At 61.8% G+C, this 25,910-nt stretch carries 21 protein-coding genes and 1 pseudogene; 11 read left to right on the plus strand and 11 right to left on the minus strand.

The genetic code is table 11. The annotated features are described in order from the left end of the window. Positions 1 to 20: 20 nt before the first annotated feature. From B4F27_RS10160 to B4F27_RS10170, 3 genes are all read right to left on the minus strand, one after another. On the minus strand, positions 21 to 1,145 hold the full coding sequence (locus tag B4F27_RS10160; protein WP_286759586.1) for a beta-ketoacyl-ACP synthase III: 1,125 nt from the start codon (positions 1,143 to 1,145) through the stop codon (positions 21 to 23). 161 nt (positions 1,146 to 1,306) lie between these two features. After that, positions 1,307 to 4,666, minus strand: a complete 3,360-nt coding sequence (carB, locus tag B4F27_RS10165; RefSeq protein ID WP_286759587.1) for a carbamoyl-phosphate synthase large subunit — start codon at positions 4,664 to 4,666, stop codon at positions 1,307 to 1,309. A 148-nt stretch (positions 4,667 to 4,814) separates the two neighbouring features. Next, positions 4,815 to 5,579, minus strand: coding sequence for an alpha/beta fold hydrolase (locus B4F27_RS10170; protein WP_286759612.1), 765 nt, complete (start codon positions 5,577 to 5,579; stop codon positions 4,815 to 4,817). A 54-nt stretch (positions 5,580 to 5,633) separates the two neighbouring features. Between B4F27_RS10170 and B4F27_RS10175 the strand changes: the two genes are divergently transcribed. Next, positions 5,634 to 6,008, plus strand: a complete 375-nt coding sequence (locus B4F27_RS10175; protein WP_180828006.1) for a hypothetical protein — start codon at positions 5,634 to 5,636, stop codon at positions 6,006 to 6,008. Between the two features lie 163 nt (positions 6,009 to 6,171). Here the strand turns inward: B4F27_RS10175 and glyA are convergent, their stop codons facing one another. Beyond that, positions 6,172 to 7,449: a serine hydroxymethyltransferase gene (glyA, locus tag B4F27_RS10180; protein ID WP_286759588.1), complete on the minus strand. Its 1,278-nt coding sequence runs from the start codon at positions 7,447 to 7,449 to the stop codon at positions 6,172 to 6,174. A gap of 171 nt (positions 7,450 to 7,620) precedes the next feature. Here glyA and B4F27_RS10185 point away from each other — a divergent pair, with 171 nt between their 5' ends. Then, on the plus strand, positions 7,621 to 8,376 hold the full coding sequence (locus B4F27_RS10185) for an NAD kinase (protein WP_005849487.1): 756 nt from the start codon (positions 7,621 to 7,623) through the stop codon (positions 8,374 to 8,376). A 111-nt stretch (positions 8,377 to 8,487) separates the two neighbouring features. After that, positions 8,488 to 8,685, plus strand: a complete 198-nt coding sequence (locus tag B4F27_RS10190; RefSeq protein WP_005849485.1) for a CsbD family protein — start codon at positions 8,488 to 8,490, stop codon at positions 8,683 to 8,685. Between the two features lie 72 nt (positions 8,686 to 8,757). Here the strand turns inward: B4F27_RS10190 and B4F27_RS10195 are convergent, their stop codons facing one another. Beyond that, complete coding sequence (locus tag B4F27_RS10195) at positions 8,758 to 10,653, minus strand: propionyl-CoA synthetase (RefSeq protein WP_286759589.1); 1,896 nt, start codon at positions 10,651 to 10,653, stop codon at positions 8,758 to 8,760. 304 nt (positions 10,654 to 10,957) lie between these two features. Between B4F27_RS10195 and B4F27_RS10200 the strand changes: the two genes are divergently transcribed. Beyond that, on the plus strand, positions 10,958 to 11,086 hold the full coding sequence (locus B4F27_RS10200; protein ID WP_074634685.1) for a malic enzyme: 129 nt from the start codon (positions 10,958 to 10,960) through the stop codon (positions 11,084 to 11,086). Between the two features lie 60 nt (positions 11,087 to 11,146). On the opposite strand, the gene B4F27_RS10205 is transcribed toward B4F27_RS10200, so the two are convergent. Further along, positions 11,147 to 13,420: an NADP-dependent malic enzyme gene (locus B4F27_RS10205; protein ID WP_037944737.1), complete on the minus strand. Its 2,274-nt coding sequence runs from the start codon at positions 13,418 to 13,420 to the stop codon at positions 11,147 to 11,149. Positions 13,421 to 13,672: 252 nt separating this feature from the next. Here B4F27_RS10205 and B4F27_RS10210 point away from each other — a divergent pair, with 252 nt between their 5' ends. The 5 genes from B4F27_RS10210 to B4F27_RS10230 all read left to right on the plus strand — a co-directional run bounded on the left by B4F27_RS10210 (position 13,673) and on the right by B4F27_RS10230 (position 18,812). After that, on the plus strand, positions 13,673 to 14,068 hold the full coding sequence (locus tag B4F27_RS10210; protein ID WP_286759590.1) for a cytidine deaminase: 396 nt from the start codon (positions 13,673 to 13,675) through the stop codon (positions 14,066 to 14,068). Between the two features lie 3 nt (positions 14,069 to 14,071). Beyond that, entirely contained in the window at positions 14,072 to 15,394 is a 1,323-nt protein-coding gene (locus tag B4F27_RS10215) for a thymidine phosphorylase (RefSeq protein WP_286759591.1), read from the plus strand. Further along, the gene (locus B4F27_RS10220) at positions 15,394 to 16,587 is read left to right on the plus strand and encodes a phosphopentomutase (RefSeq protein ID WP_286759592.1); all 1,194 of its coding nucleotides are present in this window, start codon (positions 15,394 to 15,396) and stop codon (positions 16,585 to 16,587) included. The genes B4F27_RS10215 and B4F27_RS10220 overlap by 1 nt, the downstream gene beginning before the upstream one ends. A gap of 167 nt (positions 16,588 to 16,754) precedes the next feature. After that, positions 16,755 to 17,396, plus strand: a complete 642-nt coding sequence (gene upp / locus B4F27_RS10225) for a uracil phosphoribosyltransferase (protein WP_005849474.1) — start codon at positions 16,755 to 16,757, stop codon at positions 17,394 to 17,396. 90 nt (positions 17,397 to 17,486) lie between these two features. Continuing rightward, entirely contained in the window at positions 17,487 to 18,812 is a 1,326-nt protein-coding gene (locus tag B4F27_RS10230) for an SPOR domain-containing protein (protein WP_286759593.1), read from the plus strand. Positions 18,813 to 18,899: 87 nt separating this feature from the next. Here the strand turns inward: B4F27_RS10230 and B4F27_RS10235 are convergent, their stop codons facing one another. Next, positions 18,900 to 19,913 (minus strand): hypothetical protein, encoded by a 1,014-nt coding sequence (locus B4F27_RS10235; RefSeq protein ID WP_286759594.1) that lies wholly within the window; start codon positions 19,911 to 19,913, stop codon positions 18,900 to 18,902. Between the two features lie 105 nt (positions 19,914 to 20,018). On the opposite strand from B4F27_RS10235, the gene B4F27_RS10240 reads away from it, so the two are divergent. Continuing rightward, positions 20,019 to 20,543, plus strand: a complete 525-nt coding sequence (locus B4F27_RS10240) for a GNAT family N-acetyltransferase (protein WP_005849471.1) — start codon at positions 20,019 to 20,021, stop codon at positions 20,541 to 20,543. 6 nt (positions 20,544 to 20,549) lie between these two features. Here the strand turns inward: B4F27_RS10240 and B4F27_RS10245 are convergent, their stop codons facing one another. Beyond that, positions 20,550 to 22,175, minus strand: a complete 1,626-nt coding sequence (locus B4F27_RS10245) for an AMP-binding protein (protein ID WP_286759596.1) — start codon at positions 22,173 to 22,175, stop codon at positions 20,550 to 20,552. Between the two features lie 140 nt (positions 22,176 to 22,315). Between B4F27_RS10245 and B4F27_RS10250 the strand changes: the two genes are divergently transcribed. After that, a complete protein-coding gene (locus B4F27_RS10250) occupies positions 22,316 to 22,966 on the plus strand; it encodes a sulfotransferase family 2 domain-containing protein (protein WP_286759597.1) in 651 nt (216 codons plus the stop codon). A gap of 87 nt (positions 22,967 to 23,053) precedes the next feature. On the opposite strand, the gene B4F27_RS10255 is transcribed toward B4F27_RS10250, so the two are convergent. The 3 genes and pseudogenes from B4F27_RS10255 to B4F27_RS10265 form a co-directional block, all read right to left on the minus strand. Further along, complete coding sequence (locus tag B4F27_RS10255) at positions 23,054 to 25,255, minus strand: 3-hydroxyacyl-CoA dehydrogenase NAD-binding domain-containing protein (protein ID WP_286759598.1); 2,202 nt, start codon at positions 25,253 to 25,255, stop codon at positions 23,054 to 23,056. A gap of 27 nt (positions 25,256 to 25,282) precedes the next feature. After that, complete coding sequence (locus tag B4F27_RS10260) at positions 25,283 to 25,582, minus strand: acetyl-CoA acetyltransferase (protein WP_286759599.1); 300 nt, start codon at positions 25,580 to 25,582, stop codon at positions 25,283 to 25,285. Then, positions 25,582 to 25,910, minus strand: a pseudogene (locus B4F27_RS10265) (acetyl-CoA C-acyltransferase); the annotation flags it as partial. The pseudogene B4F27_RS10265 and the gene B4F27_RS10260, both read right to left, overlap by 1 nt.

Raw genomic sequence — 25,910 nt, forward strand, 5'->3', positions numbered from 1 at the left:
GTGGCTCTTTGCCGGTGGGCTTAGCCGTGGCGCTGTACCAGCACAGACCCCACGGAATATCCGGCCCCGAAGGAACAGATCAGCCCGGTGTCCCCATCGGTCAGATCGTCGGAGTATTTTGAGAACGCGATGATCGACCCGGCAGAGGAGGTGTTGGCGTAGTCTTGCAGGATGTTGGGCTGCTCGCCCGCTTCGGGCGCGCGACCCAGCACTTTGCGACCGATGAAGTCATTCATCGATTTATTCGCCTGATGCAGCCACAGACGCTTCAGATCAGCGGCCTCAACGCCTTCGTCAGCCATGTGGCCCGCGATGTGTTCGGCAACCATCGGCAGCACTTCTTTGAACACCTTGCGCCCGTTCTGCATGAACTGCATGTCGCGGCGGTCTGCGACGCCATCGGGGCGGGACCGGCGTAAGAAGCCGTTGTTGTTGCGGATGTTGTTCGAGAACTCGGTCGCGCAACGGGTCGATTTGATCTCGAAATAAGCACCGGCTGCGTCTTCGGCGCGTTCAATCAGCACGGCGGTGGCCACGTCCCCAAAGATAAAGTGGCAGTCACGGTCGCGCCATTCCAGATGAGCCGAGCATATTTCGGGGCAGACCACCAGCGCCGAGCGGATCGAGCCGGAGCGGATCATATCCGCCGCCGCTTGGATGCCGAAGGTCGCGGACGAACAGGCGACGTTCATATCGAAGGCAAAGCCGTTGATATCCAGCAACTGCTGGATTTCGATCGCAACGGCCGGATAGGCGCGTTCAAGGTTCGACGCCGCGCAGATGACGGCATCAACATCAGCCGCGGTTTTCCCCGCCGCCAGCAACGCCTTTTGTGCCGCATCCAGCGCCATCTCGGCCATCAGGCCGGGTTCGTCGTCGGACCGTTGGCGCAGCAGGGGGTGCATCACTTTGGGGTCCAGAATGCCCGTCTTATCCATGACATAGCGCTGTTCGATCCCCGACGCCTTGACGATGAACTCCTCCGAGGAGTGTTCCTTGGCGGGCAGTTTTCCGGCGTCGATCTCAGCGGCGTGTTCGGCATTGTACAGATCGGCATAGGCGTTGAACGCCTTGACCAGCTCGGCGTTGGTGATGACCTGTTCCGGCGTAAAGATGCCGCTACCAGTAATGGCGGGTGTGTACATGGGTAAACCTTTTTCAGCGTTGTCCGAGTAGGCCAAGAAACGGCTGCGGGGTCAAGTCCAGCGGGGGCTGGCATGCAAGGGCGACGGACAATGAGAGGGGGAGGAAAGGGGAAAGACCTGCGCCACGCATCAAAGACGCGGCGCAGGTCAGAAAGGGCAGGTTAGCCCTGAAGCGATTTAACGCCGATCTCGTCTTCGGCTTGTGCCTTGATGGCCAGCGCTGCGGCATAGGCACCGGCGGCCGTGGTGAAATACGGGATCTTGTCATACAGCGCGATAGAGCGGATGGATTTGCTGTCCTCGACCGCCTGCGCGCCTTCGGTGGTGTTCATCACCAGTTGGATCGCTTCGTCCTTCATCATGTCGGTGATGTTCGGGCGACCCTCGTAGACCTTGTTCACGATCTCGCAGGCGATGTCATGCTCTGTCAGCCAGGCGGCGGTGCCACGGGTGGCGCGCAGGGTGAACCCTTGCTCCAGCAGGATACGCGCGGCGGTCAGCATGTCATCCGACTTGTCCATGTCCTTGATCGAGAAGAATACACAGCCGTTGCGCGGCAGCGGGTTGCCCGCGCCCATCTGCGCCTTGAGGAAGGCACGGGGGAAGTCGCGGTCCCAGCCCATAACCTCGCCCGTTGACCGCATTTCAGGGCCAAGCAGCGTGTCGACACCGGGGAAGCGGGCGAAGGGCAGCACGGCTTCCTTGACCGAGAACCAAGGCATGTTCGGGTCCGCCAGTGTCATTGGATCACCCAAAGGCAGCACGTCGTCATAGGCGGCATCGTCACGGTAGGGCGCGCGTTGCGGAAAGGCCGACAGCTTTTCGCCCGCCATGATCCGCGCAGCGATTGACGCAATCGCGCTGTCCGTCGCTTTGGCAACAAAGGGCACGGTGCGCGAGGCGCGGGGGTTGACTTCAATCAGGTAGATCTCGCCGTCCTTGACCGCGAACTGGATGTTCATCAGGCCCACTACATTCAACGCCAGCGCCAGCGCCTTGGTCTGTTTTTCGACCTCGGCAATGATGTCGCGGCTCAGCGAATAGGGGGGCAGCGAACAGGCGCTGTCGCCCGAATGAACGCCGGCCTCTTCGATGTGCTGCATGATACCCGCAACGTGGACATCCGTGCCGTCTGACAGCGCGTCGACGTCCAGCTCTACCGCGCCCGAGAGGTAGTGATCCAACAGCACGGGGCTTTTGCCCGATACGACCACCGCGTCGCGGATATAGCGTTCGAGGCTGGCTTGATCGCGCACAATCTCCATCGCGCGGCCGCCCAGAACGTAAGACGGGCGGATCACCAGCGGAAAGCCGATGTCTGCTGCGATCTCAAGCGCTTCGGCGTCGGAGTGGGCGATACCGTTATGCGGCTGCTTCAGGCCCAGCGATTGCACCAGCTGCTGGAACCGTTCGCGGTCTTCGGCAAGGTCGATCATGTCGGGCGTGGTGCCAAGGATCGGGATGCCCGCCTCTTGCAGCGCCTGCGCGATCTTCAGCGGTGTCTGGCCGCCGAACTGCACGATGACGCCGTGCAGCGTGCCGTTTTCCTGTTCAACCCGCAGGATTTCCATCACGTGTTCAAAGGTGACGGGTTCGAAATACAGCCGGTCCGAGGTGTCATAGTCGGTCGAGACGGTTTCGGGGTTACAGTTGACCATGATCGTCTCATAGCCCGCGTCGGTCAGCGCATAGCAGGCGTGACAGCAGCAATAGTCGAACTCGATCCCTTGGCCGATCCGGTTCGGTCCGCCGCCCAGAATGACGACTTTCTGACGGTCGCTGGGGCGGGCTTCGCATTCAACCTCGTCAAAGGCGGGTGCCTCGTAGGTAGAATACATGTAGGGCGTTTGCGCTTCGAATTCTGCGGCGCATGTGTCGATCCGTTTGAACACGGCCTTGACGCCAAGGTTCAGACGCGCGCGGCGCACGTTGTCTTCGTCGCGACCGGTCAGCGTGCCAAGGCGCGCATCGGTAAAGCCCATCATCTTGAGCTTGCGCATCCCGTCTTCGGTCAGCGGCAGCCCGTCTTTGCGGACTTGCGCTTCGGCGTCGACGATCTCGCGGATGCGGGCAAGGAACCACGGGTCGAACATGGTCACACCGTGGATATCCACGTCAGACATGCCGTGACGCATCGCCTGAGCAATGGTGCGCATCCGGTCGGGGGTTTGCTTGCTGATCGCGGCAATCAGCGCGGCTTCGTTCTGTGGTGCGTCGGCGGGCAGGTCACTGTCCAGACCGGGGATGTCGATTTCGTCAAAACCGGTCAGCCCGGATTCCATCGACGCCAGCGCTTTTTGCAGCGACTCGTGGATCGTGCGGCCAATCGCCATCGCTTCGCCGACAGACTTCATCGCGGTCGTCAGGTAGGGTTCGGAGCCGGGAAATTTCTCGAACGCGAATTTCGGGATCTTGGTGACGACATAATCGATTGTCGGCTCGAAGGAGGCAGGCGTCACGCCGGTGATGTCGTTGTCCAGCTCGTCTAGGGTAAAGCCCACCGCCAGCTTGGCTGCGATCTTGGCGATGGGGAAACCCGTCGCCTTGGACGCCAGCGCTGAAGAGCGCGATACACGCGGGTTCATCTCGATCACGACCATGCGGCCATCTTCGGGGTTCACGGCCCATTGCACGTTCGATCCGCCTGTTTCCACGCCGATTTCGCGCAGCACGGCGATCGAGTGGTTACGCATGATCTGGTATTCTTTGTCGGTCAGCGTCAGGGCAGGGGCCACGGTGATCGAATCGCCTGTGTGCACGCCCATCGGGTCGACGTTCTCGATCGAGCAGACGATGATCGCGTTGTCAGCAGTGTCGCGCACCACTTCCATCTCGTATTCTTTCCAGCCAAGCAGGCTTTCATCAATCAGGATCTGCCCCATCGGCGACGCGTCCATCCCCGAGCGGCAATAGAATTCGTAATCGTCGCGGTTGTAGGCCACGCCGCCGCCGGTGCCGCCCATGGTGAAGGCAGGGCGGATGATCGCGGGCAGGCCGACATATTCCAGCGCGTCGAGCGCAAGCTGCACGCCCGCCGCAAGGTCTTTTTTACCGCTGGCGGCAATGGGCGCGGTGACGATGGTCGCCTTGGGGTTTTCGATGCCCAAACGGTCCATCGCCTCGCGGAAAAGCTTACGATCCTCTGCCATTTCAATGGCTTCGCGTTTCGCGCCGATCATCTCGACGTTGAATTTCTCGAGCACGCCCATCTCTTCGAGCGCGAGCGAGGTGTTCAGCCCGGTCTGACCGCCCATCGTTGGCAGCAGCGCGTCGGGGCGCTCTTTCTCGATGATCTTGGCGACGATTTCGGGCGTGATGGGTTCGATGTAGGTGGCATCCGCCAGCCCCGGATCGGTCATGATCGTCGCAGGGTTGGAGTTCACGAGGATGACGCGGTAGCCTTCCTCTTTCAGGGCCTTACACGCCTGCGCGCCGGAGTAGTCGAACTCGCACGCCTGACCGATGACAATGGGCCCCGCTCCAATGATCATGATCGACTGGATATCGGTTCTTTTTGGCATGGCTCAGGCCCCCGGATGTTTGCAAATTCTCCGCGTTATAGGCTTTGGGGGGAGAGGTGCAAGGGGGCATGTCGGGATATGGGGCGTGTTTTCAGGCAACACCCATGTGGCAGGGGCGCAGCACCGCCCGATGCGGTGCCCCTTTGCCTTACCCGAGCGTCAGGAAAGCGCGCAAAGACGCCTCGAAGTCGCGCGGCTTTTCTGCATGCAGCCAATGGCCTGTGCCCGGCAGCTTGGCAAAGCGCGCTTGCGGGAACAGCGCCTTGATCACGGGGCGGTCTTCGGGTTTGACATAGGTGGAGTTGCCGCCGGACAGGAACAGCACCTCCCCCTCGTATCGTCCATCGACCCCATCGGGCCAGCCGACTATCTTGGACATCTCTGCCTCAAGCACATCAAGGTTCAGCTTCCACACCTTGTTGGGCACATCCAGAGACTGGGTGAAAAAGCTTTGCAATGCGGGCTCGACCCCCGCAGCCGCCAATTGGTCAGAGGCGTCGGAGCGGCGGGTGAGCGTACCCAGATCAACCGTGCGCATCGCATCGATAAACTCTTGCTGGCTGTGGCCATAAGCGACAGGAGCGATATCGGCGACCACCAGACGGTTCACAACTTCGGGATGGTTCAGCGCCAGCATCATGGCCGCCTTACCGCCCATCGAATGCCCGCAGACGTCCATTGGCGCGCCAAGATGGGTGATGACCTCTGCCAGATCGGCGGCCATCTCGGGGTAGCTTTGCGTCTGCGCGCGCGGGCTGTCCCCGTGGTTGCGCATGTCGACGGTCACCACGCGGCGCTGGTCGGACATCCGTTTGGCGATCACGCCCCAATTGCGGCCTGACCCGAAAAGACCATGCACGATCAGCAGGGCAGGGGCGTCGCCTGCGGTGCCATATTCAGTGTAATTCAACATGCCCAAGATGTAGGGCCATTGCAGCCGATGTGCCAGACCGTTTAGGGTTGAAACATGCTGGATCAAAAAGACCTAGAGACCAAGGCACGTGAAATGCAGCGCGGCTTGCAGGCAAAGCTGGGTGTGCAGGGGCGCGATGTCTCTCATGCGCTGGCGCGCGCAGGGCGCCGTCTGCCCGCGCGAGTGCGGCGTGAGGGCAAGGTCTTTGCACAGGCGGCTTTTATGGCGCGCAACCCCAAGATGGCACGCAGGCTCGAGGGGGCAACGGTGCAGTCCGCCTATGACCGCGTGATGGAGCATCTTGCCGGGATCGACGTGGCCGAACGGCGCAAGGACCGCTGGCTTGGTCTTGCGGCCAGCGTGGCGTTCAACCTGATTTGCGTTGCGGTGGCGTTCATCACGTTTCTGTGGTGGCGCGGCTACGTCTGACGGGCGCTGACGTTACGATCGAATACGCAAAAGCCCCGCTGCGGACCTGCAAGCGGGGCTTTGTTTCGAGGCGTGGTTTGGGGCGCTGCCCCGCCCTTGCGGGCCCCCCGGGATTTAATCCATTTGGAAGGGCCCGGGGCACATCGCATTAGAGGTTGGGGCTTTAGAGGTTGGGGTAGATCGGGAAGCGGGCGCAGAGCGCTTCGACTTCGGCTTTGACCTTGGCTTCGACCTCGGCGTTGCCATCGGCACCATTGGCAGCCAGCCCGTCGACAACCTCGATGATCCAGTCGGCGATCTGACGGAATTCATCCTCACCAAACCCGCGTGTTGTTGCCGCAGGCGAGCCCAAACGGATGCCGGAGGTGACCATGGGCTTTTCAGGGTCAAACGGCACACCGTTCTTGTTGCAGGTGATATGCGCGCGGCCCAGAGCTTTTTCGGTGTCGTTCCCTTTGACGCCTTTGGGGCGCAGGTCGACCAGCAGCAGGTGGGTGTCGGTACCGTGTGTGATTGTGTCGAGCCCGCCTTTAATCAGCTGGTCGCTGAGTGCTTGGGCGTTCTTGATGACCTGTTGGATGTAGGTCTTGAACTCGGGCTTGAGCGCTTCACCAAAGGCCACGGCCTTGGCGGCGATCACATGCATCAGCGGGCCACCCTGAATACCGGGGAAGATGGCCGAGTTGAACTTTTTCGCCAGCGCTTCGTCGTTGGTCAGGATCATGCCGCCGCGCGGACCGCGCAGGGTTTTATGCGTGGTGGTTGTCGCCACATGCGCATGGGGGAAGGGGGAGGGGTGTTCGCCCGCAGCGACCAGACCGGCAAAATGGGCCATGTCCACCTGCAGGTAGGCACCGACCATATCGGCAATCTCGCGCATCCGCTTGAAGTCGATCTGGCGCGGGATGGCGGAACCGCCGGCGATGATCAGCTTGGGCTGGTGCTCTTTCGCGAGCGCTTCGACCTGGTCATAGTCAAGCTGGTTGTCTTGTTTGCGCACGCCGTACTGGATGGCGTTGAACCATTTGCCGGATTGGTTCGGCTTGGCCCCGTGGGTCAGGTGGCCGCCCGCGTCGAGGCTCATGCCCAGAATGGTGTCACCGGGTTGCAGCAGCGCGGTGAGCACGCCCTGGTTGGCTTGGCTGCCCGAATTCGGCTGCACGTTGGCGAAGTCGCAGTTGAACAATTTGCACGCGCGTTCAATCGCCAGGTTTTCCGCCACATCGACAAAATCACACCCGCCATAATAGCGGCGGCCCGGGTAGCCTTCGGCGTATTTGTTGGTCATCACCGACCCCTGCGCCGCCATGACAGCCGCAGACACGATGTTTTCGGAGGCGATCAGTTCGATCTCGTTGCGCTGGCGACCCAGCTCGTCTGTGATGGACCCGAAGATTTCGGGATCGGCTTCGGACAGGGGGGTGGTGAAAAAACCGGACATGGGCGTGGTTCCTTTGACTACGTGTGCGGGTTGCGGGCTATCTAGCTTAATCCGGCACGGGGGTGAAGGTCGTAATGCGCCGGTCGCACCGTCATATGCGGCAAAGCTGGTAGGTCGGCGCGATATGTGGTTCTTTTGACTGTGAATATCCCTCATTGGAAACATCCGCCCATGAAGATCGCTTTTATCGCCAGCCGCTCTGATGTTGCACAGGATGCGTTGACGGCGCTGAGCGCACGATACGGCAATGTCACGCGCGAGGAGGCAGAGGTTATCGTCGCCCTCGGGGGGGACGGGTTCATGCTGCAGGCGCTGCACGACTCGCAAGAGCTGTCGACGCCGGTCTATGGCATGAACCGCGGCACCATCGGGTTCTTGATGAACGCCTATGCCGAAGAGGATCTGGTGGATCGTCTGCGCGCAGCAGAAGAGGCGGTGATCAACCCGCTGGTGATGGTCGCCACACATGCGAATGGCGAGACCTCCAAGGCGCTGGCCTTGAACGAGGTCGCCTTGCTGCGCGAGGGGCCGCAGGCGGCCAAGCTGCGGATCAGCGTCGACGGGCGCGTGCGGATGGAGGAGCTGGTCTGCGATGGCGCACTGGTGGCGACGCCTGCCGGGTCCACCGCCTATAATTACTCCGCGCACGGCCCGATCCTGCCGATTGGCGCGGATGTGCTGGCCCTGACGGCGATGGCGGCGTTTCGGCCACGGCGCTGGCGCGGGGCCTTGCTGCCGAAAACGGTGACCGTGCGCTTTGATGTGCTGGAGCCCGCCAAACGTCCTGTGATGGCCGACGCCGACGGGAATTCCTACCGCGATGTCGTCGCGGTCGAGATCACCTCGGACCCGTTGATCAAGCACCGTATCCTGTTCGATCCGGGCCACGGTCTGGAAGAACGGCTGATCAGCGAGCAGTTCAACTAATCCGCGTTTCAGGCGGAACCGCGGTGCCTTTGGCGCGTTGATATTCCGAGACGCATGAGAGGCCATTCAGGTGCTTTCATCGTTTGGAATTTTAGCAAAAGGAGACCTGACATGAATTGGGATACAATCAAAGGTAACTGGAGCCAGATGACCGGTAAGGTCAAAGAAGAATGGGGTGATCTGACCGACGATGACCTGACAGAAGCCGCCGGCGAACGCGACCAGCTGGTCGGCAAGATTCAGGCGCGCTACGGCGTTGCCAAAGACGAGGCGGAGCGTCAGGTAGACAGCTTTGTGGCCAAACACTAACTGGCCTAGATATCGATTAGAAAAGGCGGCTGTTACAGCCGCCTTTTTCGCGTTATGGGGGGGCCGGATCTATCAGGTGTCCTTGGCGTAGCCGATGGTTTGCAGCGCCGACTTAATCTCTTCCAGAATGGCCGGATCGTCGATCGTCGCGGGCAGCTTGAACGGCTCTGCATCCGCCAGTTTGACCATCGTTGCCCGCAGGATCTTGCCTGAACGCGTCTTGGGCAAGCGATCCACCACCAGCGTCATCTTATAGGCTGCCACCGGCCCGATCTGGTCACGCACCCGTTGCTGGCATTCGGCTGCAATCTCGGCATGGGGGCGGTCGACCCCTTTGGACAGGCACACAAACCCCATCGGAGCCTGCCCTTTCAGCGGATCGCTGACGCCGATCACGGCACATTCAGCCACATCGGGGTGGCCGGCCAGAACCTCTTCCATCGCGCCGGTGGACAAGCGGTGACCGGCGACGTTGATCACATCATCGGTGCGCGCCATGATATAAAGATATCCATCCTCGTCGATCCTGCCCGCATCCCCCGTTTCGTAGTATCCGGGATAGGTCGTAAGGTAACTTTTGCGGAAGCGATCTTCGGCATTCCACAGGGTGGGCAACGTGCCGGGAGGCAGGGGCAGCTTGATCGCGATAGACCCCAAAGTGCCAGCGGGTTGCGGCTCGCCCGCCTCGTTCAGGATTTGTACGTCATAGCCCGGCATCGGCACCGTGGGGGAGCCGACTTTGACCGGCAGCGCCTCCAGTCCGGCGGGGTTGCCGACGATGGTATAGCCGGTTTCGGTCTGCCACCAATGGTCATAGACGGGTATGCCCAGCTTTTCCTGCGCCCAGATCACGGTGTCTGGGTCGGCACGCTCGCCCGCCAGATACAGCGCGCGCAGGCAGGAAATGTCGTATTTGCCAATCTCCTCGCCCTTGGGATCTTCGCGTTTGACGGCGCGGATCGCGGTGGGGGCGGTAAAGAAGCTGCGGACATTGTGTTCGGAAATGACGCGCCAGAAGGTGCCCGCATCGGGTGTGCCCACGGGCTTGCCTTCGAACACAATGGTGGTGTTGCCATGCACCAACGGGCCATAGCAAATGTAGCTGTGCCCCACGACCCAGCCCACATCGGAGGCAGCCCAGAAGACATCGCCCGGATCGACATTGTAGATGTTCTTCATCGTCCAGTTCAGCGCCACCAGATGCCCCGCGGTTTGGCGCACCACGCCCTTGGGCGCGCCGGTCGTGCCCGAGGTGTAAAGAATATAGGCGGGGTGGTTGCCCTCCACCGCGACGCAGGGCGCGGGGGTGGTGCCTTTTTGCGCCGCGTGCCAATCCAGATCGCGCCCCGGTGTCAGATCGCAGGGGGCCTGTTCGCGTTGCAGGATCAGGCAGAAATCGGGTTTGTGGTCGGCCTGTTCAATGGCCCCGTCAAGCAGCGGCTTATAGGCCACGACGCGCGCTGGTTCCAACCCGCAGGAAGCGGCGATGATCGCTTTGGGGGTGCAGTCGTTGATCCGCACGGCCAGTTCGTTCGAGGCAAAGCCGCCGAACACGACCGAATGTACCGCCCCGATCCGTGCGCAGGCGAGCATCGCCTCAAGCGCTTCGGGAACCATCGGCATATAGATGATCACGCGGTCGCCTTTGCCCACGCCATTGGCCTGTAGCGCACCGGCGACAGCGGCGACGCGGGTTTGCAGCTCGGCAAAGGTGATCTTGGTCTGGGTGTCGGTGATCGGACTGTCATGGATGATCGCCACCTGATCGGCACGGCCGTTTTCCACATGGCGGTCAACGGCGTTGTAGCACGCATTTACTTTGGCGTCGGCGAACCATTCGTACAGATCATTGCCCTTGTCGAACAACGCCTGACGGGGCGCTTCCTCCCAATCGATGGCTTTGGACTGCTCTAGCCAGTAGGCTTCAGGGTTGTCCTGACAGCTTTTGTAAATGTCGTGATATCCCATATGCGGCTCCCTCCCGTGAACGCGAATACCATTTGGTAGGCCACGGCCGCGGGAAAGAGCAAGAGCTTGCGCCTATATCGCGGCCATCCGGCAACAAAGTTTACAGCCGCTCCCCCGCGCGCGGTGTCAAAATTTACAAGCGCGTTTCGGCCTATTTCCGGTAGCGCACAGATTTTCGCGCAGCTCATGTCGAATATGACCTACCGCGTCGAATTTGGATCAGATCAATCGCGCAAAGGGGCGCAGCATCGCGGATAGGGACGGCATGTCGCCGCCCTTCGTCTTTGAACAAAGGTTCAGAACAATGGGTGATAAGCTCGCCAACAAGAAGAAAAAGGCCAAAGCAGACGCACGGCCTGCCAAGCCGATGCCAAGCAGCGTGTCTGACATCAAGGCACCCTTTGCGGCCAAGGGCGCCAAACCGGCCAAGTAATTCCGGCCGGTTCCGGTCCATGCGCCGCCCCGTATAAGGGCGGCGTTTTCACGCGGGGCGTCAGCCGTATTCGGCGACCGGCGTACCGGCGATCGCACCGACGTTCAGCAGCCCGCGCGCGGTGATCGACGGAGAGACGATATGGGCACGGTTGCCCATCCCCATCAGGATCGGCCCAACCTCAAGCCCGCCTCCCTTCATCTTCAGAATATTGCGCACGCCCGATGCCGCATCCGCATGGGCAAAGACAAGAACATTCGCAGCACCTTCCATCCGGTTCGAGGGCAGCAGACGGCTGCGCAGCTCGGGGTCGAGTGCGGCATCGATGTTCATCTCGCCCTCATAGCAGAAATCATGGTTGCCCGCATCCAGCAGCCGCAGCGCCGCGCGCAGACGTTTGCCCGACCCTTCGCCCTGATTGCCGAACTGGCTTTGCGAACACAGGGCGATCTTGGGTTCGATGCCGAAACGTTGCACATGGCGCGCGGCACCGATGGCGATCTCGGCGATCTGTTCGGGGGTGGGGTGCAGGTGCACCTGCGTGTCCGCGATAAACAAGGGCCCATCTTCCAGGATCATCAGCGACAGGGCCCCATGGGGGCGCCGCCCGTCGCGACCGAGAACCTGTTCGATATAATTCATATGCCAGCGGAATTCCCCGAAGGTGCCGCAGATCAGGCTGTCAGCCTCTTCTCGGTGCACCATCACCGCGCCGATGGCGGTGGTATTGGTGCGCATGATGGCGCGCGCGATATCAGGCGACACGCCGCGGCGGGCCATCAGGTTGTGATAGGTCTCCCAATAGTCGCGGTAGCGCGGGTCGTTTTCGGGGTTCACCAGATCCACCGTCTCGCCCAGCTTGATTGTCAGACCAGCCTTTTCGATGCGCCGTTCGATCACCTCGGGGCGGCCGATCAGGATCGGGCGTTCCTTGGTTTCCTCCACCATGGCTTGGGCGGCGCGCAGCACGCGTTCGTCTTCGCCTTCGGCAAAGACGATCCGGCGCGGGGCCACGCGCGCGGCCTCGAATACGGGGCGCATCAGCATGGACGACTTGAAGACCGAGCTGTCCAGCTTGTGGCGATAAGCGCCCAGATCCTCGATCGGGCGGGTGGCGACGCCGGTGTCCATCGCGGCTTTCGCGACGGCGGTAGAGACGACACCGATCAGGCGCGGGTCAAAGGGTTTGGGGATCAGGTAGTCGGGGCCAAAGGTCAGCTGTTCGCCCTGATAGGCGGCGGCAGCCTCGGCCGAGGTGGTGGCACGGGCAAGCGCGGCAATCCCGTCGATACAGGCGATCTTCATCTCGTCATTGATCGTGGTCGCCCCCACATCCAGCGCACCGCGGAAGATAAAGGGAAAGCACAATACGTTATTGACCTGATTTGGAAAATCCGACCGGCCCGTTGCGATAATCGCGTCAGGGGCCACCGCGCGGGCGAGATCGGGCATGATCTCCGGCGTGGGGTTGGCCAGCGCAAAGATGATCGGCTGCGGCGCCATTTTCTGCACCATTTCGGGGCTCAGGACACCGGGACCAGAGAGGCCGAGGAACAGATCGGCATCATGGATCACATCGGCCAGATCACGCAGGTCGGATTTCTGCGCGTATTCCGATTTGATCGGGTTCATGTCGATCTCGCGGCCCTCGTAGACCAGACCGTGAATGTCACAAAGCCAGACGTTCTCGCGCTTCACGCCAAGTTTCAGCAGCATGTTCAGACAAGCGATGCCCGCCGCGCCGCCGCCTGTGGATACGATCTTGATGTCCTCGAACTTCTTGCCCGCCACGAAAAGCGCGTTCTTCACGGCGGCCCCAACGACAATCGCGGTGCCGTGCTGGTCGTCGTGGAAAACCGGAATGTTCATCCGCTCGCGGCAGATGCGTTCGACGGTAAAGCAATCGGGGGCCTTGATGTCTTCGAGGTTGATCGCGCCGAAGGTCGGCTCTAGCGCGCACACCAGTTCGGCGAGCTTTTCGGGGTCATTCTGGTCCAGCTCGATGTCGAAACAATCGATATTGGCGAATTTCTTGAAAAGGACGGCCTTGCCCTCCATCACCGGTTTGGAGGCCAGCGCGCCGATGTTGCCCAGCCCCAGAACCGCCGTGCCATTGGTCACCACACCCACAAGGTTCGCACGGGTGGTGTAATGCGCGGCTGTGGTCGGGTCGGCCTTGATCTCAAGGCAGGCTTCGGCCACGCCGGGGGAATAGGCGCGCGCCAGATCGCGGCCGTTCGCCAGTGGTTTGGTCGCGCGCACTTCGAGTTTTCCGGGCTTGGGGAAGGCGTGATAGTCAAGTGCGGCTTGGCGCAGATTGGGCGCATCGGTCATGTTTTGGCGGTCCTTTAAGAGAGTAGTTTAGCGTTAAACTATTTTGCCAGCCGCGCCAACACGACTTTTGGAGCGGGGCGTGTCACCGCCCATGCGGCGCAGATGATGGGGCGGGAAGGGGGGCAGCCCCCATCGTGGCAGGCCACGATTCCCCCGGAGTTTGTTTGGCAAAATGAAGCATGGCATTTTTCCGCTTTTGGCATCGCAACTTTGGCGAAAGGTTTTTATAGTTTTGTGAAACTTGGGGGATTTATGACCAATGATTTGCGACAGCACGCCAGCGCCGTGCAGGAAAATGCCTATGCGCCCTATTCCAACTTCAAGGTGGGGGCTGCGTTGCGCACGGCTTCGGGGGCGGTGTTTGTAGGCTGCAACGTGGAAAACGTCGCTTACCCGGAAGGCACCTGTGCCGAGGCCGGTGCTATCGCCGCGATGATCGCGGCAGGCGAGACGGCTTTTGTCGAGGCCTATGTGATCGCGGGCAGCCCCACGCCCGTCACGCCCTGTGGCGGTTGCCGTCAGAAACTGGCGGAATTCGGTCAGGGGGGCGCGCGGGTGACCATGGCGACCCTGTCGGGCGTTGAAGAGGTGATGACGATGGCCGAGCTGTTGCCCGGTGCCTTTGGCCGCGCGCATATGGAGGGCTAAGCCATGGATGCCCGCGCGATCCTGTCCAAACTGCGGCACCGGCGGTCGCTGAACCGAGAAGAGCTTGTCTGGTTCGCGATGGCACTTGCCGACGGGCGGGTCAGTGATGCGCAGGCGGGGGCCTTTGCGATGGGGGTCTGTCAGGTCGGGCTAAGCGATGTAGGGCGCGTTGCCCTGACGCTCGCCATGCGCGACAGCGGGCGGGTCTTCGACTGGGATCTGAACGGGCCGGTGCTGGATAAACATTCTACCGGCGGCGTGGGCGATTGCGTCAGCCTTGTGCTGGCCCCTGCTTTGGCGGCCTGCGGGGCCTATGTGCCAATGATCTCGGGGCGGGGACTGGGGCATACCGGCGGGACGCTGGACAAGCTTGAGGCCATTCCGGGGGTGAATACCACATTAGACGAGGCGCAGTTTCGCGCCGTGGTGGCCAAGGCAGGCTGTGCGATTGTCAGTGCGACCGACGGTATCGCCCCCGCGGACAAGCGGCTTTATGCGGTGCGCGATGTGTCTTCGACCGTGGACAGCCTTGATCTGATCACCGCGTCGATCCTGTCGAAGAAGCTGGCGGCGGGGCTGGATGGTCTGGTGTTGGACGTCAAGGTCGGCAGCGGTGCCTTTATGAAGGATTTGGCGCAGGCGCAGGCGCTGGCGACGGCGTTGACCAAGACTGCGAATGCGAGTGGATGCCGCACGACGGCGGTGATCAGCGACATGAGCCAGCCCCTGGTGCCGAGCCTTGGAAACGCGCTGGAAGTGGCCGAGGTGATGCGCGTGCTGACGGGGCACAACAAGGGTCCGATTGTCTCGGTCTGTGCGGCCCTTGGGGGGGTGTTGCTGGCCAATGCCGGGCTGGCGGGCGATGTGCAGGTCGGGGCGGATATGATCGTGCAGGCGATCCGGTCGGGCCGCGCGGCGGAACGCTTTGGCGTGATGATCGCGGCCATGGGCGGGCCTGCGAAGTTTGTCGAAAACTGGACGCGGTTTTTGCCCGAGGCGACGATCATCGGAGAGGTCCCCGCACCGAAAACCGGATATGTGACCGCGATTGATTATGTGACCGCGATTGATGGCGAGGCGTTGGGCCTTGCGGTCGTCGCTTTGGGCGGCGGGCGCGCGGTCGAGACGGACCAGATCAACCCGGCCGTGGGGATTTCGGATGTGGTCCGCCTTGGGGCGAAAGTATCGTCCAAGGGGCCGTTGGCGGTTGTTCATGGCGCCCGCGCGGCGGACGCAGAGCGGGCCGCACAGGCGGTGCGCGGTGCGATCACCATTGGCCCGAAGCCGGTCGCCGTGCCGGATTTGATTGTAGAGAGGGTCGGCTGATGGCACGTGCTTTTTTAGTTGTGATGGATTCAGTCGGTATCGGTGGTGCGCCTGATGCAGACACCTTCTTTAACGGGCGTGTGCCCGACACCGGCGCGAATACTCTGGGCCATATCGCGCAGGCCTGTGCGGAGGGGCGCGCAGAAGACGGGCGCAGCGGCCCTTTGAACGTGCCGCATATGGCGTCGCTGGGGCTTGGCCCGGCGATTGAACTGGCAAGCGGGCTGCATATCGCTAGTCTTGATGGCACCGTCAGCGGCACATGGGGCGCGGCGACAGAAATCTCGCGCGGCAAAGATACGCCCTCGGGTCATTGGGAATTGGCCGGTTTGCCGGTCCCGTGGGAGTGGCATTACTTTCCCGATGCCTCGAAATCCTTTCCGCCCGCGCTGGTTGCGCAGCTTGCCGCCTTTGCTGGCACGGACGAGATTTTGGGGAATTGCCACGCCCCCGGCACCGCCATCATCGAGGAGTTCGGCGCGCAGCATATCAAGACCGGTTTTCCGATCTGCTATACCTCGGCTGACAGCGTGTTGCAGATCGCCGCGCATGAAGAGAGCTTCGGCCTGCAACGGCTGTTGGATCTATGCGAAAAGATGGCCCCGATCGCGCATGAGATGAAAGTCGGGCGGGTGATCGCGCGTCCTTTCATCGGGGATGTGCAAAGCGGCTTTACCCGCACCACCAACCGTCGCGATTTTGCGATCACGCCGCCCGCGCCGGTGCTAAGCAACTGGGTGCAGGACAGTGGTGCCCGTGTCTATGCCGTTGGAAAGATCGGTGACATTTTTTCGATGACCGGGTTTGACGAGGTGCGCAAAGGGTCGGACGAGACGTTGATGGGCCATCTTGGTGATCTGGTTGAAAGCGCCGAAGACGGCAGCCTGACCTTTGCGAATTTTGTGGAGTTTGACAGTCTTTACGGGCACCGGCGCGATGTGTCGGGCTATGCCCGCGCGCTTGAGTGGTTCGATGCCGAGATCGGTAAGCTGCTGGGGCAATTGCGGGACGGGGATATGCTGGTGCTGACCGCAGATCACGGGAACGACCCGACATGGGTAGGCACCGACCATACCCGAGAACGGGCGCCGGTTCTGGTGGCAGGGCAGGGTGCTGGCAGCTTGGGGCAGATCGGTTTTCGCGATGTCGCTGGGTTGGTGGCGCGACATCTAGGGGTCGCGGTGCCCGATTAAACTCTGTTCGGCGACGTATCGGTCGGGCGGGGGCCTGCCCCCATCGCGGCAGGGCCGCGATCCCCCCCGGAGTTTGACTGGCAAAATGAAGCTGGTGAAGATGCGATGGTTGCGGGGCACGGCTTTTCGGGGCATGAGTTCAGCCAAGTAATATGGAGAGCGCCCCGATGTCCGATATCGTTGAACACCTGACCGTCGTTAATCATCCGCTGGTGCAGCACAAGCTGACAATCATGCGGGATAAATCCACATCGACCGCGGCGTTCCGCCAGTTGCTGCGCGAGATCAGCCAGCTTCTGGCCTACGAGGTGACCCGCGGCCTGCCGATGACGACCAAGCGGATCGACACCCCGATGCAGCCGATGGATGCACCCACGCTGGACGGCAAGAAGCTGGCACTGATCTCTATCCTCCGGGCGGGCAACGGGTTGATGGATGGCGTGCTTGAGCTGATCCCGTCGGCGCGGGTGGGCTTTGTTGGCCTGTATCGTGACGAGGAAACTTTGCAGCCGGTGGAATATTATTTCAAGGTGCCCGAGGGTATGGACGACCGTCTGGTGATCGCCGTGGACCCGATGCTCGCCACTGGTAATTCATCCGTGGCTGCGATCGACATGCTGAAGAAAGCCGGTGCGACCAATATCCGCTTCCTGTGTCTGCTGGCGGCCCCCGAAGGCGTGGCCCGCATGAAAGAGGCGCATCCCGATGTGCCGATCGTCACCGCGGCGGTCGACGAGAAGCTGAACGAGCAGGGGTATATCATTCCCGGGCTTGGTGACGCCGGTGACCGGATGTTCGGGACCAAGTAAGGCGCAAAATGGGCGATCCGGTGATCAGGGTGCTTTACTCTGAAACCGGGATCGCGCATGGTTTATTTACTACATTGTGTGGGGGCGCAGATGAAATTTACTAGTATTGTGGCAGTTGCGGCATTGATGACGACGTTTGGGGCAGGAATTGCCCAAGCGCAAAGCTTTCGCGATCAACCGGCGGAATTCCCGTCGGCCTCGTATAAGGGCAAGCAATATGTCGACAGCAAAGGCTGTGTGTTTATTCGGGCCGGTATCGACGGCAATGTGACCTGGGTGCCGCGCGTGTCGCGCAAACGTCAGGGTGTCTGCGGCTTCAAGCCGACCAATGTGCAGACAGCGGCCAGCGCGCCTGCCGGTGGTGCTGATGCGCCGGTGCAGATCACCGTGAACAACGCGCCCGCCGCGGCCAAACAGCCCACGGTTGCGGCACGCCCTCTGCCACAGCGCAAGGCCAAGCCGGTTGTTGTACGCCAGAAAGCACCCAAGCCGGTGCGCCAGCCGGTACCACGCTCGGTCGACGTGCCAGCCGCACCGCGCGCGCAAGCGCCGGTGGCGGTGGCGCAGGTGCCGACCACCTGTGCCGGACGCTCTGCCATCAGCCAGCAATACTCCGGGTCGCGGACCAAGGGGCTCGCCGTGCGCTGCGGCCCGCAAACCGCGCCAATCCTGCCCTCCACCGCGCAGGCCGGGGCCGTGGCATCTGCGCCGTCCTATGGGGCAGCCACAGGCAGCGTCACAACCACGGCGAGACCCGCAGCGGCGCATGCGCATACGCGGATCGTGCCGAAACATGTCGCGATCAACCGCCAGAACACCTATGCCAACGTCTCGGTGCCCAAAGGATATCGCCCCGTGTGGGAAGACGACCGTCTGAACCCCAAGCGGGCCGAACAGAACCTTGAGGGGCGGTCCAAGATGTTGTTGATCTGGACCAACACCGTGCCGCGCCGTCTGGTCAACCAAAGCACAGGGCAGGACGTGACCGCGCGTTTGCCGCTGGTCTACCCCTATACCTCGGTCGAGCAGCAGCGCCGCGAGTTGGGCGAGGTGAGTTTTGCCAAGCGCAACGGCCAGCTGGTCAAACGTATCGTCCGCAACAAGAACGCAGCGCCTGCCGCGCGCAAGCCGGTCTACTCCAGCCGTTCGGCCCCCAAGCCAGTCGCCACAGCCCCAGCGACCCCGCGTGCCGCAGGTAAGACCTATGTGCAGATTGGCGTCTATGGGAACAGCGCGAACGCGCAGCGCGCGGCACAACGTATCGCGCGGATGGGGATGGGCGCGCGCATCGGCAAGTCCACCCGCGGCGGCAAGACCTATCTGTCGGTGCAGGCGGGTCCCTTTGGCGCGTCTGCGGCACCGGCGGCTTTGGGTAAGTTGCGCGGTGCCGGTTACGGCGATGCCTACATCCGCTGACGCAACCGCACGACAGTACAGACAAAAGGCCAGTCGGGGCGATCCGGCTGGCCTTTTGCGTGGAAGGTCGGAGTGTGTATCTCTGCCTTAGCCGCCGCAGATATTTTGCAGCCGTAGCCAGTCGGCATCATTCAGCAGTGGGTCGGTTTCCTTGCCGTTCATCGGATCGCCTTCGATCAGGGGCAGCACCGTCTCTCCGGTGATGTCGCGGGCTTGCGCGTAAGGAGTGCTGTGCAGGAGCTGTTTTTCGAAACGGGCAAGCAGGGCGTCGACGGGCGGTTCCGGCGCGGGTTCGGCCATCAGATGTTCGGCGTAGCGTGTTAGGGCCGCATCCGACACATCGCCGGTGGTCAGCAGGCGGAAGTTTTCGCGGATGCCGATGGTGGCGAGCATATGTTCGAGCGGGTCTGTGACGGCGCGTTTCGCTTGCTCCGCCAGAATATAGCCGCCCGCGATATCGGGAGACTCGTAATCCTCGAAGAGGGTCTTGTTCAGCACGATCAGCCCGCCGGGCAGGTGCAGGCTGGGGCGGGTCATGGCGGGCAGCACCACCATCGGATCAGACGACAGCCGCGCGCCGAGCTTTGCCAGCGCCGTGCGCCCGCGGGCGTTAGTACAGGCGGGGCCGGACACCCGTTCGATCTTTTTCAGGAGCGCCGCCCCGATGGAGGCGCGTTTGACCTTGGGCACCACCCGCAGCGTGTGATCTTGCAGCGCGCCTGGCAGCCAGAACAGCGCCACCGCCGCCACCACCAGCGCCGAGGTCAGCACCCCGGCAAAGCGCAGCCGCCCCGGGCGGGGGCGACGGCGTTCGACCACGCGGCGCAGGGTTTCGATGGCGTCGATCATCTCTCCCTCGCTGTCGGGGATCTCCAGCGTTTCACTGGGGTCGCCGTCGGGGTGGAAAATCGCAGGGCGGGTGCCAGGGTTTGACCGCGCCAAAGCCGCCAGTGACCAATGGGTCAGCGCCTGATCCTTGAGGTCGGAAATCACCAGTGTCGCATCGCCGATCGACACGATGACCTCGCGACGTTGGGCATCGGGGGCCGAACGCCATAGTCCGGTTGCTTCCAACCGGGCGTATTTGGAAAGGGCTGTCATATCCTGAAGTATAGTGCCTAACTGTTTTGGATAGTTTACCACCTGACACGGGTTGAGCAATGGGTGGACTTAAGACAGCATAGGAGAATTCGAAAGGAGCGTCCCATGCAGATCAAGCCCGCACATCCCGATGATGCCGCCAGACTTGTCGAGATCTGGTATCGTGGTTGGCATCAGGCCCATGCCGATGTCGTGCCCCCCGCCTTGACCGCCCTGCGCAGTTTCGAAGAGTTCACGATGCGGATGCGGGTGCACCTTAAGCATACGCAGGTGGTCTGGGTCGAAGGGCAGATCGCGGGGTTCTTCATGGTGGACCATGACGAGATCTACCAGTTCTATGTCAGTGATGCCTTTCAGGGCAGCGGTCTGGCGCAGCAGATGATGGCGGCAACCGAAGCAGAACTGGGGCATGGGCTGAAATGGCTGGCCTGTTCGGTTGGCAACACCCGTGCCGCGCGGTTCTATGAGGCCTGCGGCTGGGTGCAGGCCGGCACGATCCCTTACGAGGTCGAAACCGGCGAGGGGCCGTTGCAGATCGACGTCTGGCGGTATGAAAAACGGCTCGGCCCGCAAGAGCAGGCAGAGGCGGTGATCGTCGCCGATCCGGTTGTCACACAGCGCGCGATGTAGACCGCACTAAAGCCTGGCGGCCTGCGCGCGCAGTTCGAATTTCTGGATCTTCCCGGTCGAGGTTTTCGGCAGCTCTTGAAACACCACGCGTTTGGGTGCTTTGAACCCCGCAAGCGTGGTGCGGGCAAAGGCGATCAGGGCGGCTTCGTCTCCGCTCCGGCCCGGTTTCAGCTCGACAAAAGCACAGGGCACTTCGCCCCATTTCTCGTCCGGTTGCGCGACAACGGCGGCGAGGTTCACATCCGGATGGCCCATCAATACGCCTTCGACCTCGACGGACGAGATATTCTCGCCGCCCGAGATGATGATGTCCTTGGCGCGATCTGCGATCTGCATATGTCCGTTTGGATGCTGCACCGCCAGATCGCCCGAATGGAAATACCCGCCCGCAAAGGCCGCGCGCGTGGCGGCGGGGTTCTTGAAGTATCCCTTCATCACCGAATTGCCGCGGATCATGATCTCTCCCTGGGTGGCAGCGTCCAGCGGGACTTGGGTCATTTCGCTGTCCATGACGGTGATCTCTTCCATCATCGGCATGGCGACGCCCTGACGGGCCTTGATCGCGGCGCGCTCGGCCCCTTGGGCGCTGTCCCATGCGGGGTCCCACAGACATTCAGTGACATGGCCGTAGGTTTCGGTCAGCCCGTAGACCTGCGTGACGTTGAACCCCAAAGCTTCGATCTTGGACAGGGTCGCAGGGGCAGGGGGCGCACCGGCGGTGAAGACCTCCACCTGATGATCAAAGGCGCGGCGTTCGGCTTCCGTTGCGTTCACCATCATGTTCAGCACGATAGGGGCACCGCCAAAATGGGTCACGCCTTCGTCGGCGATGGCGTCATAGATCGCAGCGGCAGTGATGTCGCGGCAGCAGACCAGTGTGCCCCCCAATAGGGGCATCATCCACGTGTGGTTCCAGCCGTTACAGTGGAACAGCGGTACGATCTGCATGAACACGGGCCGCATCACCATACGCCAGCTGACCACCGTGCCCATGGTCATCAGATAGGCCCCGCGATGGTGATAGACCACGCCCTTGGGCCGCCCCGTCGTGCCAGAGGTATAGTTGAGCGCAAGGCTTTCCCATTCGTCCTGCGGCATGATCCAGTTGAACGCAGGGTCACCGGTGGCGATGAAATCATCGTATGTGGTGTGGTGGCCCGTTGCCGGTAACCCCGCTGCGGGGTCAGGCACTTCGATCAACAGCGGCGGCGGGCCGTCGAGCGTTGCACAAGCCGCCTCTGCCAGATCGACGAACTGCGTATCGACCAGCAGCACCCGCGCTTCGCCGTGGTCGAGGATGTAGCCCACCGTATCCACATCCAGCCGCGTGTTGATGGTGTTAAGCACGGCACCGCAGGCGGGCACGCCGAAATGCGCCTCTGCCTGCGCGGGGATATTGGGCAGGATCGTCGCCACAACCTGACCCGGCGTAACTCCAGCCGCCACCAAAGCCGAAGCAAGCTGGGAACAGCGCGCATGGTACTGCGCATAGGTCACCCGATGCGCGCCGTAGATCACCGCCGTCACATCGGCAAAGACATGGGCCGCGCGTTTCAGGTGCGACAGCGGCGTGAGCGGCACGTAATTCGCGGCGCATTTGTCCAACCCGTCTTCGTTCGTCATCCAGCCCATGGCGCACCCTGTCTTTATTCGCTTTGTCCCGGTTACTATTGCGCAGCATCCCCCGTTTTGGGAAGGATGATAAAAGCAGGGCAGAGGCAGGATATGGGCACGAGCGTAAAGCGGCCAATCACAGATGCGGCGGGGCGGTCATGATCATCAGCCGCGGGCGCAACTATATCTTTGTGCATATCCCCAAGACCGGAGGTACGTCCCTTGCGCTCGCGCTGGAAGCGCGCGCAATGAAAGAGGATCTGATGCTGGGCGACACGCCCAAGGCGGTCAAGCGGCGCAAGCGTCTGGCAGGGGCCGCGTCGGCAGGGCGGCTTTGGAAACACGCAAGCCTCGCCGATATCGAGGGCGTGGTCACCCGCCAAGAGATTGCCCAGATGTTCGCCTTTGCGCTTGTGCGTAACCCGTGGGACCGGATGGTCAGCTATTACCATTGGCTGCGCGCGCAGGGGTTCGATCATCCCGCCGTGGGGCTTGCCAAGTCGCTGGCGTTTGACGCCTTCGTGCAGACGCCTACCGTGCAGGGCAGCCTTCTGGCCTCTCCCTACGGGTCATATATGCGTGACGGGGCAGGCGAGGATCAAAGCAACCTATTCATCCGGATCGAGCATTTCGCGCAGGACGCGCAGCCGCTGTTCGACCATCTGGGCTTTGATCTGACGTTGCCGCATGCGAATGCGTCTGACCGCGCGGCGGGCTATCGGGACTACTACACCCCCCAAACCCGCGACCTGATCGCCACGACCTGCGCCGAGGATATCGCGCGTTTCGGCTACAGTTTCGACGGCTGAGAGCGCGGGCGGTACATCATCCAGCAAAGCAAAACGGCCAGCAAGAACTGCTGGCCGTTTCCGTTTTCTCTATCGGGCGCTGCCGGCTTAGGCGGCTTTGGCGTCCGGCCCGAAGCGACCATAGAAGGTCTGGTTCTTCTCGGCCATTTCACGCAGCAGGTCAGGGCATTTGAACCGCTCGCCGAACTGCGCTTCCAGCTGGTCACAACGTTCCGCGGCATAGGGCGTGCCGATGATGTCGAGCCAGCTGAACGGGCCGCCGGACCAGGGCGCAAAGCCCCAGCCAAGGATCGCACCCACATCGCCTTCGCGGATGTCTTCCAGCACGCCTTCTTCCAGCGCACGTACCGCTTCAAGCACCTGAACGAACATCAAACGGTCCTGCACGTCGCGCAGGTCTGGCTGTTCCTCGGCCAGCGGGAATTTGTCATGCATCCCCTTCCAATAGCCCTGACGCTTGCCCTTTTCGTCATAGTCAAAGAAGCCCGCGTTCGCCTTGCGCCCCAGACGGCCCAGATCTTCCATCCAGAAGATCAGATCATCCGCTTGGCTGGCAGGATAGGCATTGCCCATGGCCGCCTTGGTCGCGCGGGCAATCTTGGCCCCCAGATCGATCGAGGTCTCATCGGTCAGCTGCACCGGCCCCACAGGGAAACCCAGAAGCTGTGCCGCGTGATCGACCAGTTGCGGTGCCGCCCCTTCGGTGATCATCCGCGCGCCTTCGTTGGCATAGGGGATGATGCAGCGGTTGGCATAGAAGAAACGCGCGTCGTTGACCACGATCGGCGTCTTGCGGATCTGGCGCACATAGTCGAGCGATTTGGCCACCGCACGGTCGCCAGTCTCGGCACCCTTGATGATCTCGACCAGCGCCATTTTTTCGACGGGCGAGAAGAAGTGGATGCCGATGAACTGATCCGCCCGGCTGGACGCTTTGGCCAGCTCGGTGATCGGCAGGGTCGAGGTGTTGGAGGCAAAGATGCAATCCTCGGGGATCACGGCTTCGACCTTTTTGGTCATCTCGGCCTTGACGGCAGGGTCTTCGAAGACGGCTTCGATGATCAGGTCACAGCCTTTCAGCGCATCCAGATCGGTGGTTGCGGTGATCAGATCAAGGGCGGCGGCTTTCTTTTCCTCGGTGGATTTCTTGCGCGCGATGCCCTTGTCAAAGAAGCTGGCGGAGTAGGCTTTGCCCTTGTCCGCGGCTTCTTGGGTCTGGTCGATCAACACGACCTCGATCCCGGCTTGCACGGAAACAAGCGTGATGCCCGCACCCATCATGCCAGCCCCCAGAACGCCCAACTTCTTGACGCGCTGATCGGCAACACCTTCGGGACGTACCGCGCCTTTTTCCAGCGCTTCCTTGTTCAGGAACAGCGACCGGATCATGGCAGAGGAGGACGGGTTCAGCAGGATGTTGGTGAACCAGCGCGCCTCGATCTTCAGCGCGGTATCAAACGGCACAAGCGAACCTTCGTAAACGGCGCTCAGCAGGGCCTTGGCCGCAGGGAAGGCACCTTGGGTCTTGCCGTTGACCATCGCATTGGCCCCGACGAAGGTCATGAAGCCCGCAGGGTGATAGGGGGCACCACCGGGCATCTTGTAGCCCTTGGCGTCCCAGGGTTTCAGAATGTCCGCATCCTTGGCATTCAGCACCCATTCTTTCGCGGCGGCTACCGGATCAGCGACAACCTCGTCGATCAGACCGGCAGATTTCGCGGCGGCAGGGGCAACCATCTTGCCTTCCAGCAAGAAGGGCGATGCGCCCATCGCGCCCAGTTTGCGCGCCAGACGGGTGGTGCCGCCCGCGCCGGGGAAGATACCGACCATAATCTCAGGCAGGCCGATACGCGCCTTTGGGTTGTCGGCGACAAAGATGCGGTGCGTGGCCAGCGGCAGTTCAAGCCCGATGCCCGCGGCTGTGCCGGGCAGGGCAGAGGCAATCGGCTTGCCGCCCTTGTTGGTCTTGGCGTCCATGCCGGCGCGTTCGATCTTGCGCAGCAGTGCATGCATTTTCATCGTGCCGTCAAACAGCCCTTGCGCCGGATCATCGCCCGCGTCTTCGCGCATCTTGGCGAGCAGGTTCAGGTCCATACCACCGGCAAAAGACCCGTCCTTGCCAGAGGTGATCACGGCCCCCTTGATGGCGTCGTCGGACAGGACCGTGTCGATGATGCTGTCCAGCTCGGACAGGCCCTCGATCGACATGACGTTCATGGATTTTCCGGGCACGTCCCAGGTGATGATGGCGACGCCGTCGGCGTCTGTCTTCATGGTGAAATCGGTCATTTAAATCTCTCCCTGATTTAAAGTGTGTTACGAGCGCTGAGGCGTATAGTCAGCGAATTTTTCAAGCAGTGTGCGGATCAAGGCGATGGTGGCTTCGGGGCCCTTGTCGCAGTCTTCCTCGCTTAGCAGTATCCGTTTGAAGTCCTTGAACCGCTCGCGGTCATAGCTGTCGCTTGGATCGTTGCGATGCTTGAAGAACAGCGGCGGGGTGGCCTGATACAGGCGCACATATTGCCCCCCGCGGTCCTCTGCGAGCTTAAGGTCCCTCAGCCCACGCCGCGCTGCCAGATCGGCCACGGCGTGGAAAGGATGCGGCTGGTCGCCCATCAAACGCGCTCGATGATGGTGGCGGCACCCATGCCGGAGGCGATACAAAGCGTGGCCATCCCGACTTCCTTGTCCGAACGCTCAAGCTCGTCCAGCAGCGTGCCGATGATCATCGCGCCGGTGGCACCCAAGGGGTGACCCATGGCGATCGACCCGCCGTTCACGTTGACCTTGCTTTCATCAACGTCGAACGCCTGCATGAAGCGCATGACCACGGCGGCAAAGGCCTCGTTGACCTCGAACAGGTCGATGTCGTTGATGTTCATGCCATTGTCGGCAAGGATCTTTTCGGTCACCGGAACAGGGCCGGTCAGCATGATGGTCGGGT

The sequence above is a fragment of the Sulfitobacter sp. UBA1132 genome, from assembly GCF_002311545.1.
In the GTDB taxonomy this organism is placed as follows: Bacteria; Pseudomonadota; Alphaproteobacteria; order Rhodobacterales; family Rhodobacteraceae; genus Sulfitobacter; species Sulfitobacter pontiacus.